The 12,992-nt window shown below is 67.7% G+C and carries 12 protein-coding genes and 1 tRNA gene; 8 read left to right on the top strand and 5 right to left on the bottom strand.

Annotation, left to right across the window (positions count from 1 at the left end; genetic code table 11):
- Window positions 1–47: 47 nt before the first annotated feature.
- The 3 genes from ACFXHA_RS22210 to ACFXHA_RS22200 form a co-directional block, all read right to left on the bottom strand.
- A tRNA-Ser gene (locus tag ACFXHA_RS22210) sits at window positions 48–132 on the bottom strand.
- Between the two features lie 65 nt (window positions 133–197).
- Window positions 198–809, bottom strand: coding sequence for a MarR family winged helix-turn-helix transcriptional regulator (locus ACFXHA_RS22205; RefSeq protein WP_379359563.1), 612 nt, complete (start codon window positions 807–809; stop codon window positions 198–200).
- A 41-nt stretch (window positions 810–850) separates the two neighbouring features.
- A complete protein-coding gene (locus ACFXHA_RS22200; RefSeq protein ID WP_379359561.1) occupies window positions 851–2,029 on the bottom strand; it encodes an alpha-hydroxy-acid oxidizing protein in 1,179 nt (392 codons plus the stop codon).
- Window positions 2,030–2,375: 346 nt separating this feature from the next.
- Here ACFXHA_RS22200 and ACFXHA_RS22195 point away from each other — a divergent pair, with 346 nt between their 5' ends.
- Window positions 2,376–3,368 (top strand): NAD(P)H-quinone oxidoreductase, encoded by a 993-nt coding sequence (locus ACFXHA_RS22195; protein WP_379359559.1) that lies wholly within the window; start codon window positions 2,376–2,378, stop codon window positions 3,366–3,368.
- Here ACFXHA_RS22195 and ACFXHA_RS22190 read toward each other — a convergent pair.
- The gene (locus tag ACFXHA_RS22190; RefSeq protein ID WP_379359557.1) at window positions 3,365–4,570 is read right to left on the bottom strand and encodes a cysteine desulfurase-like protein; all 1,206 of its coding nucleotides are present in this window, start codon (window positions 4,568–4,570) and stop codon (window positions 3,365–3,367) included. The genes ACFXHA_RS22195 and ACFXHA_RS22190 overlap by 4 nt on opposite strands.
- A gap of 239 nt (window positions 4,571–4,809) precedes the next feature.
- On the opposite strand from ACFXHA_RS22190, the gene ACFXHA_RS22185 reads away from it, so the two are divergent.
- The 7 genes from ACFXHA_RS22185 (at window position 4,810) to ACFXHA_RS22155 (ending at window position 11,464) form a co-directional block, all read left to right on the top strand.
- Window positions 4,810–5,406, top strand: coding sequence for a bacterial proteasome activator family protein (locus ACFXHA_RS22185; protein ID WP_379359555.1), 597 nt, complete (start codon window positions 4,810–4,812; stop codon window positions 5,404–5,406).
- Between the two features lie 153 nt (window positions 5,407–5,559).
- Window positions 5,560–6,393, top strand: coding sequence for an ABC transporter permease (locus tag ACFXHA_RS22180; RefSeq protein WP_379359553.1), 834 nt, complete (start codon window positions 5,560–5,562; stop codon window positions 6,391–6,393).
- A gap of 7 nt (window positions 6,394–6,400) precedes the next feature.
- Window positions 6,401–7,216: an ABC transporter ATP-binding protein gene (locus tag ACFXHA_RS22175; protein ID WP_379359551.1), complete on the top strand. Its 816-nt coding sequence runs from the start codon at window positions 6,401–6,403 to the stop codon at window positions 7,214–7,216.
- Window positions 7,213–8,136, top strand: coding sequence for a glycosyltransferase (locus ACFXHA_RS22170; protein WP_379359549.1), 924 nt, complete (start codon window positions 7,213–7,215; stop codon window positions 8,134–8,136). Before ACFXHA_RS22175 ends, ACFXHA_RS22170 begins: the two co-directional genes overlap by 4 nt.
- Before the next feature lie 226 nt (window positions 8,137–8,362).
- Window positions 8,363–9,469: a ribosome small subunit-dependent GTPase A gene (gene rsgA, locus ACFXHA_RS22165; RefSeq protein ID WP_379359547.1), complete on the top strand. Its 1,107-nt coding sequence runs from the start codon at window positions 8,363–8,365 to the stop codon at window positions 9,467–9,469.
- Window positions 9,470–9,490: 21 nt separating this feature from the next.
- Window positions 9,491–10,789 (top strand): sensor histidine kinase, encoded by a 1,299-nt coding sequence (locus tag ACFXHA_RS22160; protein WP_379359545.1) that lies wholly within the window; start codon window positions 9,491–9,493, stop codon window positions 10,787–10,789.
- 27 nt (window positions 10,790–10,816) lie between these two features.
- On the top strand, window positions 10,817–11,464 hold the full coding sequence (locus tag ACFXHA_RS22155; RefSeq protein WP_379359543.1) for a response regulator: 648 nt from the start codon (window positions 10,817–10,819) through the stop codon (window positions 11,462–11,464).
- Here the strand turns inward: ACFXHA_RS22155 and ACFXHA_RS22150 are convergent, their stop codons facing one another.
- Window positions 11,465–12,991: an alpha/beta hydrolase gene (locus tag ACFXHA_RS22150; RefSeq protein WP_379359541.1), complete on the bottom strand. Its 1,527-nt coding sequence runs from the start codon at window positions 12,989–12,991 to the stop codon at window positions 11,465–11,467.
- Between the last annotated feature and the right edge of the window lies 1 nt (window position 12,992).

Raw genomic sequence — 12,992 nt, 5'->3', positions numbered from 1 at the left:
GCAGGTCCGACCCTAGAAAAAACAGGGTCTGACCTGCCCGTTTTCAGCGGAAGCGGAGGGATTTGAACCCCCGGTTGGTTTCCCAACGCTCGCTTTCAAGGCGAGTGCATTCGGCCGCTCTGCCACGCTTCCAGGCGATCAGATATTAACTGATGGCGTGTGCGGTCGGCCTCCCACTTCCGGGCAGGGGGCGCGGGTCAATCCAGATCGGCGGTCGGGCGGGTGGTGGCGCGCTGGTCGGCGGCCTGGTTCACCAGGTCCAGGGCGGCGGCGACGGCGGCCAGTTGCTGGGGTGTGAGCAGGTCCACGAAGAAGCGGCGGACGGCGGCGACGTGGCCGGGGGCGGCGGCGCGTAGTCGGCGCAGGCCCTCGTCGGTGAGCTGGGCCAGGACGCCGCGGCCGTCGTCCTCACAGGCGATGCGGCGGACCATCTGCTGGGCTTCCATGCGCCGGATCTGGTGGGTGAGGCGGCTGCGGGAGGAGAGCACGCCGTCGGCGAGATCGCTCATGCGCAGCGAACGGCCCGGCGCCTCGGACAGTTTCACCAGGATGCGGTAGTCGGCGAAGGACAGATCGGCGTCGCGTTGCAACTGACGGTTGAGATCGGTCATCAGGCGCTGACTGCCGTCCATGTAGGCCCGCCACGCGCGCTGTTGTTCCGGGGTGAGCCATTTCGCTTCTGCCGCCGCGCGGCCGTTGCCGTCGGCCGTCCCGCGTGTGCCCTCGGCTGCCCCGTGCTCTGTGTAGTGACGGTGTTTGATCGCCCCTCCTCGGCTCGATGGCCCGGACAGTCCACACAACCAGGCCACGACAGTGCCCTCACCAGCAGTGTTCCTCCGCGCCGCGGACCTCAAACGCGATACGAGGAGATCATGGTGCGGCTCAGGTCGTGTGGGCCGGTACAACCCGAAAGTCCCATGGCCGCATCGAAATCCGCGAGCAGGCAGCGCAGCGCGTGGCGTACGCCGTCGGCGCCGGCCAGGCCCAGCCCGTACACCCAGGGGCGGCCGTAGAGCACCGCCTTCGCGCCCAGCGAGAGCGCGATCATGACATCGGAGCCGCTGCGAATTCCGGAGTCGAACAGCACATCCGCGCGATCCCCGACGGTGGCGACAATGGTCGGCAGGGCATCCAGCGCGCCGATCGCGCCGTCCACCTGACGGCCGCCGTGATTGCTCACCACCACCGCGTCCGCGCCCGCGTCCACCACCTGGCGGGCATCGTCGGGGTGCAGTACGCCCTTCACGGCGATGGGCAGTTCGGTCCAGTCCCGCAGGCGGGCGATATCGGCCGGGCGCAGCGCGTGATTGCCGAACAGTCCCATCCAGGTGAGGATGGCGGCGCGCATGGCCTCCTCGCTCTCCTCGGGCGGGGCGGTGAGCTTGGCGCGGAAGACGGGATCCGACAGGTAGTTGGCGATGCCCTGACCGCGCAGGAACGGCAGGTGGCCCAGCGCCAGATCACGCGGCCGCCAGCCCAGACTCGGGGTGTCGGCGGTGACGACAATGGCCTTGGCTCCGGCCTTTTCGGCGCGCTCGACGAAGGAGCGGGCCAGCTCCATGTCATTGGGCCAGTACAGCTGATACCACCAGGCGCCGGCCCGCTCACCGACCTCCTCGATGGTGGAGGAGGCGGCGGTGGACAGCACCATGCCGATGCCCAGTTCCTTGGTCACCTCGGCGACCAGTGTCTCGCCGCGCTCGTGCAGCAGGCCGAGCACGCCCACCGGTGCGGTGAGAATCGGTGCGGCCAAATGGGTTCCGAGCACCTCGACGGTGTGATCGCGGGCCCCGGGACCGCTCGCGCCGCGCAGCACGCGCGGCAGCAGCCGGTATTTTTCGAAGGCGGCGAGATTGGCGTGCGCGGTGCGTTCGGTGGACGCACTGCCCGCCACATAGGCGAAGGCCGCCGGATCCAGTACTTCCCGAGCCTTCTCTTCCAGCCCCGCCGCCGTCATGGGTAGCGCCGGGACGATGCCCGCCAGGCCGGAGAGATAGATCTCGTTCTGGAAATCGACGAAACTGCTCATAGCCGGGAACGCTAGTACCTCGCACCCCCGCGCGGAGAGGGTCGAAGTTACTTTCCCGGAGCGTAACTTTCGAGTCCGGAAATATCCGACTCGGTCAGCGCTTGCGCACGCGGACCAGGGCTCGGGGCGCGTCCTCCGCGATAAAGCCGGACATCGCCATTGCCGCCAGGACGACCATGCCGCCGAGGGCGGCCAGGGTGGTGATCATGGAATCTCCTTTCGAATGCCTCCACCTACGGTGACGGGTGAAGCTGAGCGGACGCTGTGCCCATCCCGAGATGTTCCCGTGCCCGCACCGAGGAGTGCCTGACACTAAACGGTGAGCTCCGGTCGTACGCTCGTTTTCATGTATGCGGTGACACTCGACGGTTTCGGTGGGCCAGAGGTCATGAAGTGGGCGCAGGTGGACGACCTGCCCGCGCCCGGACCGGGCGAAGTGGCGATCGATGTGGTGGCCGCGGGGGTGAATCGCGCGGACCTGCTGCAACGGCAGGGTTTCTACCCGCCGCCACCCGGGGCCAGCGAGACCCTGGGCCTGGAGGTGTCCGGGGTGGTCGCGGAAGTCGGTGCCGGGGTGCGGGATTGGCGGGCCGGGGACAAGGTGTGCGCACTGCTGTCCGGCGGCGGGTACGCCGAGCGGGTGAACGCGCCCGCCACCCAGGTGCTGCCGGTGCCGGAGGGACTGGATGTGGCCGCGGCGGCCGCGCTGCCCGAGGTGGCGGCGACGGTGTGGTCCAACCTGGTGATGACCGCGGGGTTGCACAGCGGGCAGTTGCTGCTGATTCACGGCGGCGGCAGCGGGATCGGCACGCACGCCATCCAGGTGGCGCGGGCGCTGGGCGCGCGGGTGGCGGTCACCGCGGGTTCGCAGTTCAAGCTGGATCGGTGCCGGGAATTGGGTGCGACGGTGCTGATCAATTACCGCGAGCATGATTTCGTGACCACGCTGCACAGCGAATATCCCGGCGCGGACATCATTCTCGACGTCATGGGCGCGGCGTATTTGGAACGCAATGTCGAGGCGCTCGCCGAGGACGGGCATCTGGTGGTGATCGGCATGCAGGGTGGGGTGAAAGCGGAATTGAATCTCGGTGCGCTGCTTGGCAAGCGGGGTTCCATTCACGCCACCAATCTGCGACGGCGGCCCGAGCACGGGCGCGGGTCGAAGGCGGAGATCATCACCGAGCTGCGGCGACACCTGTGGCCGCTGATCTCGGACGGCACCGTGGTGCCCGTGGTGTCGGCGGAGATCGCCGTCACCGATGCCGCCGAAGCGCATCGCCTGCTGGACTCCGACGAGAGCGTCGGCAAGGTGATCCTGCAGATCCGCGAGCTCTAGGTGTCCAGGGCCGCCAGCGCGCGGCCCAGCTGCTCGATCTCGAATCTCGTTGTGTAGGGCGCGAGTCCGATGGTCACGGCGCCGCCTTCGTCATTGACGCCCAGCGCGTCGAGGAGGCGGCTGCCGCCGTGCGAGCCGCTCAGCGTGCCGATGCGGGCGTCGGCCAGCTTGGCCGAGACCTTCTCCGCCTGCATCCCCGAGATGGTGAAGCTCACCGTGGGGATGCGGGTGGAGGCGCGGCCGATGACGGTCAGGTTGGGGATGGTGTCCAGCACCGCCATCAACTGCTCGAAGAGCGAATCGTGGTAGTCCTGCAGCGAAGTGATCGACATTTCCAGGCGTTCGCGCCGGGTGCCCTTGGCGCGTTCGTCGAGCGAGGCCAGGTAGTCGATGGAGGTGGCGAGCCCGGCCAGCAGCGCGTACTGGTGACCGCCCACCTCGAGCCGTTCCGCGCCCTTGGCATAGGGATTGAGCGACATGGACGGAATCCGGTCCAGGAACGCGGGATCGCGGAAGACCAGCGCGCCGATCTGCGGGCCGCCCCAGGCGGGGGCGCTGAGCGCGATCACGTCGGCATTGAGTTCGTCGATGTCGATGAGCGCGTAGGGCGCGGCACCGAAGCAGTCGGCGACCAGCAGCCCGCCGACCTCGTGCACCCGGTCGGCCGCCACCCGGACCGCGGGCGCGGAACCGACGATGGGTGAGGCGGCGGTCAGGGCGACCAGCCGGGCGGTGGGCCCGATGAGTTCCTCGAACTGCCAGGCCGGCATCTCGCAGGTCTCGATCTCCACCTCGGCCCAGCGCACGTGTGCGCCATAGCGATTCGCGATGCGCAGCCACGGGGCGACATTGGCCTCGTCGTCCAGGCGCGACAGCACGATCCCGGTGCCCAGGCCCAGTCGGGAGCTCAGCGATTCGGCCAGCCAGGCCAGCAGGACCGCGCGGTCCGGTCCGAGTACGACGCCCGCCGGGTCCCCGCCGACCAGATCGGCGACGGCCTCGCGGGCGGCCTCCAGAATCGCGGCACTGCGCTGCGCGGCGCCATGCCGATTGGTGTGCGAGAAGGCGGAGGTCCGGAAACCCGTTGAGACGGCCCGGGATACCGCATCCGGAACCAGCATGCCCGCCTGCGGGTCCAGGTGGATCCAGCCGTCGCCCAGGGACGGTATGAGGCCCCGCACCCGTGCGACGTCGTAAGTCATGCTGGCCACTCTAAAGGGAGAGGGCACAACTGGGTAACGGTAGGGATGGAAGTACTGGGACGACCTGCATCTACCGCGCAAACCGGACGGACTGTATTGGTCTGGCCTACCCACGGCTTCGCTTCGGGCCCGCCGGGAGTTACACCGTGGCTCCCCGAATGCTTGCAATGTGGCTCCCGAATGCTTGCGAAGTGGGGTGGCGCTTAGCGGGTTCGGGCGGGATTCGGCAGGATGGGGGGATGACGCAATCGGATGGGGTTCCGGAATCCATCGTCGTGATCGGACCCGAGGGCAAGCCGCTGTTCATCCCGGCGGCGGCGCAGATCGGCGGCGAGCCGGTGGAGATCACCGGACAGTTTGTCGGCGAACACGATTCGGGCGATTCGGATGAGGCTCGGGATCGGGAGTCGCTGGCCGACATGGTGGAGCAGCCCGCCAAGGTCATGCGCATCGGCACCATGATCAAGCAACTACTCGAAGAGGTCCGGCACGCGCCGCTCGACGACGCCTCCCGCACCCGGCTGCGCGAGATCCACCGCACCTCCATCCGCGAACTGGAAACCGGGCTGGCACCCGAACTCCGCGAAGAGCTCGAGCGGCTGGCGCTGCCCTTCACCGACGACACCATCCCGTCGGACGCGGAACTGCGAATCGCCCAGGCGCAATTGGTGGGCTGGCTCGAGGGTCTGTTCCACGGCATCCAGACCGCCCTGTTCGCCCAGCAGATGGCGGCCCGCGCCCAACTCGAGCAGATGCGCCAAGCCCTGCCCCCGGGTGCGAGCAGCAGCGGCGACCCGCGCGGCGGCCAGGGCTCCGGCGGCGGTCAATACCTCTGAGCAGTGCGTAGAGACACAGCCTGCCGCAGATATGTCGGGGTCGGCGGCAGGTTCTCGTCGCAAAGGAACAGCTATTAGATAAGGTCGGGTGCTGTGCCTGCTGCTGCTCCCCCCGACTCGGTCGAGGCCGAGGCGACCCTGGACAATTCTCCAGTGCCGCTAGTGTCGGACTCCCAGACGTTCCGTCGCGCCTTCAAGGACTTCCGCGACGGATTCTCGCAGCGCGAGCTGTGGCTATCGCTCGGTTGGCAGGACATCAAGCAGCGCTACCGCCGATCGGTACTCGGGCCGTTCTGGATCACCATCGCGACCGGCGTGCAAGCCGCGGCCATGGGGTTCCTTTACGCCACCCTGTTCCATCAGCCGCTGCACACTTATCTGCCCTATGTGACGGTCGGCCTGATCGTCTGGAATGTGATCAATGCCAGCATTCTCGAGGGCTCCGATGTCTTCATCGCCAATGAGGGCCTGATCAAACAGCTGCCGTCGGCACTGAGCGTGCACGTGTATCGCCTGGTGTGGCGGCAGTTCCTGTTCTTCGCGCACAACCTGGTGATCTATCTGGTCATGCTGGTGGGCTTCGGGGTCTGGCGGGATCTGCACTGGACGGCGATCCTGGCGATTCCGGGCATCCTGCTGCTGTTCGCCAACGCCATGTGGGTGAGCATCGCGTTCGGCATCTTCAGCACCCGCTACCGCGATATCGCGCCGATCCTCGGCAGCATGACGCTCATGCTGTTCGTGCTGACGCCGGTCATGTGGAGCACCAAGTCGCTGCACGAACAGGGCGGCGCGGTGAGCGAACGCGCCCGGCTGGTCGAACTGGTTCCGACCTACCATTACCTGGAGATCGTGCGCGCGCCCCTGCTGGGCGAGCCGCAGCCGGTGCTGTCCTGGATCGTGGTGCTGGCCATCACCGTGGTCGGCTGGGCCGTCGCGATCCTGGCAATGAAGCAGTTCCGTTCCCGCGTCCCCTACTGGGTGTGAAGGCTCAATGACCGACCATGTGAGTATCGAAACCCAGAACGCGTGGGTCGAGTTCCCGATCTTCGACGCCAAGTCCCGTTCGCTGAAGAAGGCGTTCATGGGCAAGGCGGGCGGCGCGATCGGACGCAATCAGTCCGATGTCGTCGTGATCGAGGCGCTGCGGGATATCAACCTCTCGCTCAAGGAGGGCGACCGCGTCGGCCTGGTCGGCCACAACGGTGCGGGCAAATCGACGCTGCTGCGCCTGCTTTCGGGCATTTACGAACCGACCCGCGGCTCCTCGCGCATTCGCGGCCGCGTCGCGCCGGTCTTCGATCTCGGTGTCGGCATGGATCCGGAGATTTCCGGGTACGACAACATCATCATTCGCGGCTTGTTCCTCGGGCAGACCCGCAAGCAGATGCTCGCCAAGATCGACGAGATCGCCGAATTCACCGAACTGGGTGAGTATTTGGCGATGCCGCTGCGCACCTACTCCACGGGTATGCGAGTGCGGCTGGCGATGGGCGTGGTGACCTCCATCGATCCGGAGATCCTGCTGCTCGATGAGGGCATCGGCGCGGTGGACGCGGAGTTCATGAAGAAGGCGCGGATCCGGCTGCAGCAACTGGTGTCCCGCTCCGGAATTCTGGTATTCGCCTCGCATTCCAACGAATTCCTGGCGCAACTGTGTGATTCCGCTCTCTGGATCGACCACGGCAACGTGCGGATGCACGGTGGAATCGAAGAAGTCGTGCGAGCCTACGAGGGCCCCGAGGCGGGTGATCACGTGGCGCAGGTGCTGCGGGATCTGGAACGTGAACCGGAACGGAATCCCGTATGAGTGAGCAGTCCACGCCCGTCTATGGCGACGATGCGCGCATTGTCGCCATCGTGGTCACGCACAAACGCCGGGAATTGCTGGCCGAGTCGCTGAAGGTGCTCGCGAGCCAGACCCGTCCCCTCGACCATTTGATCGTGGTGGACAACGGCAATGAGGCCGAAGTCGGTGAGCTGGTGAAGCAGCAGCCGATGGAGACCACCTACCTGGGTTCGGAACACAACCTGGGCGGGGCGGGCGGCTTCGCGCTCGGCATGCTGCACGCGCTGACCATGGGTGCGGACTGGGTGTGGCTGGCCGACGACGACGGGCGGCCCGAGGGGCCGGAAGTGCTTGCCACGCTGTTCGATTGCGCCAAGCGGCACAGCCTGGTCGAGGTGTCGCCGGTGGTCGCGGATATCGACGATCCCGACCGGCTGGCCTTCCCGCTGCGCCGGGGCGTGGTGTGGCGGCGGCTGCGCTCGGAACTCGGCGACGAGGACTTCCTGCCCGGTATCGCCTCGCTGTTCAATGGCGCGCTGGTGTCCGCGGAGGCGGTGGACAAGATCGGCGTGCCGGACCTGCGGCTGTTCGTGCGCGGCGACGAGGTCGAGGTGCATCGCCGTCTGGTGCGATCGGGGCTGCCGTTCGGCACCTGTCTGCAGACCGCCTACCTGCACCCCAACGGTTCCGCCGAGTTCAAGCCGATCCTGGGCGGGCGCATGCACACCCAGTACCCGGACGATCCGGTCAAGCGGCACTTCACGTATCGCAATCGCGGGTATTTGATGGCCCAGCCGGGCATGCGGAAACTGTTGCCGCAGGAAGTCGCCCGATTCGGGTGGTTCTTCCTGGTTCAGCAGAAGGATCCGGCCGGGCTCATGGAGTGGCTACGCCTGCAGCGGATGGGCCGTCGAGAACAATTCGACAAGCCCAAATCCTGACGCTGGAAAATACGTTGCGCGAACCGGGGACAGCCTGACAAGGTTGTCCCCGTTCTTGTTGGGCGCAGTCACCTCGGTGACGGCATGAGGAGAGATGGGAGGTGGAGTTACGTGACGACGGCAGTGCGGATTGCTGTGCCCGCGCTATGGCGCGCGGCCCGCGTATCCACCTCGAATTCTTCTCGCTGAGTCCGTGATTCGGGCTCGGCCCGTCAAAGGACTCCACATGTCTTCGGTCGACTTCGACCTGCTCAACCCCTACGGTTGGAACTCCACCCTCGCCGCCGACTATCTGCCGCTGCTGGGTGACGATCTGATTCCGGCCCGCGTGATCCGCATGGATCGCAGCGAATGCGATATCGCCGCACCGCTTCCCACCGCCGACTTTCAGAGCCGATTCAGCGCTGCGGTCGTCCGCGCCCAGCTCCCCCGCTCGGATTCCGAGATCAGCGGACTGTGCACGGGTGACTGGGTGGCCATCGATCGTGGCCGCACCGTGCGTGCGCTGCTGCCGCGTCGCACCGCCATCGTCCGGGCCGCCGTGTCCGGGCAACCCGATGCCCGAGCCAAATCCGCGCACCAGGTGCTGGCGGCCAATGTCGACACCGTGCTGGTGTGCTCGCCTGCCGACGGGGATATCGATCTCGGGCGCATCGAGCGATTGCTCGCGCTGGCCTGGGAATCCGGTGCGCAACCCACCGTGGTCCTCACCAAAGCCGATCTGGCGCACGATATTCCGATCGAGGCCGTCCGGGCCGCCGCGCCCGGCGTCACCGTGCTGGCGGTGAGCGCCGACAACGGTGTCGGGATGGATGTGCTGACCTCGTTGCTCTACGGCACCGTCGCACTGATCGGGCCTTCCGGCGCAGGCAAATCCACCCTCGCCAATGCCCTGCTCGGTGCGGAAGTGTTCGCCACCAACGCGGTTCGCGAGGGTGACAAGCGCGGCCGCCACACCACTGTGCATCGGGAGCTGCGTCCGCTGCCCGGCGGCGGCACCCTCATCGACACGCCGGGCTTGCGCTCGGTGGGTCTCTGGGATGCCGCCGAGGGTATCGGCCGTGCCTTCAGCGATGTCGAATCGCTGTCCGCGCACTGCCGTTTCGCCGACTGCGCGCACGAGTCCGAGCCGGGGTGCGCGGTCCTCGAGGCCATCGAGGCGGGTGCGCTGCCGCAGCGCCGCCTCGACAGTTACCGCAAGCTCAATCGCGAGAACGACTGGCTGGCCTCTCGCACGGATGCCCGTGCGCGGGCCGACCGCAGCAAGGTGTGGAAGCAGATCAACAAGGATCAGCGCCGCATGTACAAGGAGCGCGGCGGCAAGCAGCGCTGATCAACTACCTAGGGTGGTGGGATGACCACCGCCCCGCATCGTCCGGCCACGGCACCCACCGTGGCCGGACGGCCGCGCGGCAGACTGCGGTCGCTGTCGGGCAGCATCGGGTATCTGCTGGTCGGCGGGCTCACCGGGATGGTGGCGACCTTGGCCCTGATGGGTTTGGTGCTGGTGGCGGCCACCTCCGTGATCGGCGTGGGCATTCCGGCGATTCCCGAGTATCTGCGGCTGATCCGGCCGCTGGCCGGGTTCGAGCGGCGGCGAGCCGGGAAGCGGCTGGGTACGCCGATCACGATGACCTATGCGCCGATCACCGGTGGGCTGTGGCAGCGGTTGACGACCGCCCTCCGGGATCCGGCCAACGGACGGACCGTCGCATGGATGGTGCTGCACGGGGTACCCGGAGTCTTTGTCGCGGTGTTCGCGATCGGACTGCCCTTCGGGGTGCTGAATCAGCTGGCGATTCCGGCGTATTGGCAGCTGGTGCGGGTCGACAACTTCGGCTTCGTGGTCGATTCCTGGACGCTCGCGGGAGTCAGTGCACTGATCGCGATTCCCTTGGCGGTCCTGACCCTGCAATTGCCGATCGTGGCCCGCTGGCAGGCACTGCTGGCGAGAACGCTGCTCGGTCCGCCGTCCGGGACCGCATTGGCGGTGCGGGTGGCGGAGCTGACCGCGACGCGGGCGGCGGCGCTGGACGCGCACGGGGCCGAACTGCGGCGCATCGAACGGGATCTGCACGACGGGGCGCAGGCGCGGATCGCGGCGGTGATCCTGCAACTCGGAGTGGCCGGGCAACTGCGGCAACGGGATCCGGACGCGGCGGACGAACTGGTCCGCAAGGCCCAGGACACCGCCGAGGCCGCACTCACCGAACTGCGGGCCGTGGTGCGCGATATCTATCCGCCGGTGCTGGCGGATCGTGGTCTGGCAAGCGCCATTTCGGCGTTGGCCGCCCGGTCGCCGATCCCCTGCGAACTCGATATCGACGGGGGTGCTCCGGCGAACGCCGAGCCCGCCGGCATCGGGCGACGACCCGCGGCGGTCGAGGCGGCCGCCTACTTCGTCATCGCGGAGGCGCTGACCAATGCCACCAAACACTCCGGGGCCCAGCGCCTTCGGGTCGGTCTCGGCGGTACGGCCGAGCTGCTGATCGTCGAGATCCACGATGACGGGGTCGGTGGCGCGGCCGAGAGCGAGGGCGGCGGGCTGGCCGGGATCCGGCGGCGGGCCGAGGCGTTGGACGGGCGGATGGTACTGAGCAGCCCGGCGGGCGGACCTACCGTGGTGCGGGTGGAGTTGCCGTGTGGCTCATGAGGGAACGGTGAATAAGGTGTGGGCGCAATGCGTGTGGTGATCGCCGAGGACGACGCACTGCTGCGGGAAGGTCTGGCGCTGCTGCTGCAGACCGCCGGTATCGAGGTGGTCGCCGCCGTCGACAATGCCGACGATTTCCTGCGGGTGGTCACCGCCGATCGGCCCGACGCGGTGGTGGTGGATGTGCGGATGCCGCCCACCAACACCGACGACGGGTTGCGGGCGGCAGTGCGCGCCAGGCAGATTCATCCGGGACTGCCGGTCCTGGTGCTCTCGGCGTGGGTCGAGGACAGTTACGCGTCCGAACTGCTCGGCGACGGGGCGGGCGGGATCGGGTATCTGCTCAAGGAGCGGGTCGGGCGGGTGGACCGGTTCCTGGAATCACTGCGCCGGGTCGCCGAGGGCGGGACCGCCATGGATCCGGAGGTGATCGCCCAACTGCTGGTGCGGCGCAAGACCGATGATCCGCTGGCGGCGCTGACCCCACGCGAGCGCGAGGTGCTGGCCTTGATGGCCGAGGGGCTCGACAACGGCACCATTGCCGAGCGCCTCGTGGTCTCCGAAGGGGCCGTGCTCAAACACATTCGGAGCATCTTCGCCAAACTGGGCCTTTTCGCCGACGAGGTCGGGCATCGACGGGTGCTGGCGGTGCTCGCCTACCTGAATGCCGGTTGATCAGTCACGACAGGTGACATCGGCGGCGGGCAACGACCCGTCCCGGAGATAGGTGTTCACCGCGCCGTAGACGCAGGTGTTCGGGTAGCGGCCGAAGATGGAGTGGATGGCCACATCCTGCAGGGTCACCATGCGCGAAGCGGTCAGCGCGCGGTGCATGACCAGCGCGCCGCTGTACGCGGTGCGGGTGTCCCCGGTCGCCTGGACGATGAGCGTGGGCACGGAATTGCCGATGACCGTGGGCGATTCGACCGGTGGAGCCCAGAACGCGCAGGGCGTGATGTTCTCGGCGAGGGCCCCGAAAACCGGCTCGGTGGTGCGGGCCGCCTCCAGATTGCGGCGGTACCAGGCCGGATCGCGAGGCACCCCGGCATCACCGCACAGCACGGCCATCTGCGGGGACAGGTCGTGAGGCCGCGCGCGCAGGATGATGGCCAGCTTGCCCGCCAAGTCCTCGTCCGGCTGCACAGGCGTACCGGCGGCGGCATCGGCGAGTTCCCGCATCTGCTGCGCGGCCAGGGCATAGCCGTGCGGTGAGTCGAACGGGATGTAGAGCACCATCGGCAGGGTGTGCGCGTCGACGTCGAAATCGCCGATTCGGATGGGTCGCTCGGCCGCCCGGGCGATCAGCTGCTCGATGGTGGCACGCACCTCCGGTCCCGTTGCGCCGAGCCGGTATTCGTCCGAGCGCGCGGCCACCCAGACGGCCCAGGCGTCCAAGGCCGCCTCATTGGGCGCGCCCATCAGTTGGACCATGCCCGACGCGCCGTACCGTTCCGGATCCACGCTGCCGTCCAGCACGAACCGATCGGAGCGCTCGGGGAACATCTGGGCGTAGACCGCGCCCAGGTAGGTCCCGTACGAGGTGCCCAGGTAGCTGATCTGCCGCTCCCCCAGCGCTTCTCGAATGACATCCATGTCTCGGGCGGTATTGCGGGTGGTGATGTACGGCAGCCGATCTCCCTCGGCCGTGGCGCAGCGATCCGCCAGATCCCGCTGGGTGGCTTCGGATTCGGCGAAACCCTTGGCGTCCACGCCCGCGAATTGCAGCCCGAATCCGGTCGGCCAGTGGCAGTTCACCGGCGTGGAGCGGCCTACTCCTCGGGGATCCATACCGATCAGGTCGTAGCGTGCGCGCACATCGGCTGTCATCGCCTTGCTGGTGTCGACGAAATAGTCCAGGCCCGCGCCGCCGGGGCCGCCGGGATTGGACAGCATGACGCCGTGCCGCTGCGCGGGATCGGTGGCCGGGATGCGGGAAATGGCGACGGTGAGCGTACGGCCCTGCGGCTGTGTGTAATCCAGCGGCACGGTGACCTCGGCGCAGCGCGCGCCGGCGTCGTCGAGTTCCGGTTCGGCGCAGGACTTCCAGTCGAGGCGCTGATGGTAGTAGCGGTCCAGGGATTCGGCGCGTCCGGTGTCGGATCGTTCGGTGACCGCGGCCGTGCCGACCGCCGCCGCGGCCAGGCCGGTGACCACCAGCGCGGTCAGTCCCTTACGGCTGCGGGCGATCTCACGAAATCGCACT

The sequence above is a fragment of the Nocardia sp. NPDC059240 genome, from assembly GCF_042753865.1.
GTDB lineage: Bacteria > Actinomycetota > Actinomycetes > Mycobacteriales > Mycobacteriaceae > Nocardia.
Note: the sequence above shows the minus strand (reverse complement) of the source record. Positions and strands in the feature narration are given on the sequence as shown.

Coding starts and splice junctions, on each gene's coding strand:
- ACFXHA_RS22200 (WP_379359561.1), bottom strand. CDS start 2,029: ATGAGCAGTTTCGTCGATTTCCAGAACGAGATCTATCTCTCCGGCCTG.
- ACFXHA_RS22195 (WP_379359559.1), top strand. CDS start 2,376: ATGTATGCGGTGACACTCGACGGTTTCGGTGGGCCAGAGGTCATGAAG.
- ACFXHA_RS22190 (WP_379359557.1), bottom strand. CDS start 4,570: ATGACTTACGACGTCGCACGGGTGCGGGGCCTCATACCGTCCCTGGGC.
- ACFXHA_RS22185 (WP_379359555.1), top strand. CDS start 4,810: ATGACGCAATCGGATGGGGTTCCGGAATCCATCGTCGTGATCGGACCC.
- ACFXHA_RS22175 (WP_379359551.1), top strand. CDS start 6,401: ATGACCGACCATGTGAGTATCGAAACCCAGAACGCGTGGGTCGAGTTC.
- ACFXHA_RS22170 (WP_379359549.1), top strand. CDS start 7,213: ATGAGTGAGCAGTCCACGCCCGTCTATGGCGACGATGCGCGCATTGTC.
- rsgA (WP_379359547.1), top strand. CDS start 8,363: ATGTCTTCGGTCGACTTCGACCTGCTCAACCCCTACGGTTGGAACTCC.
- ACFXHA_RS22160 (WP_379359545.1), top strand. CDS start 9,491: ATGACCACCGCCCCGCATCGTCCGGCCACGGCACCCACCGTGGCCGGA.
- ACFXHA_RS22155 (WP_379359543.1), top strand. CDS start 10,817: ATGCGTGTGGTGATCGCCGAGGACGACGCACTGCTGCGGGAAGGTCTG.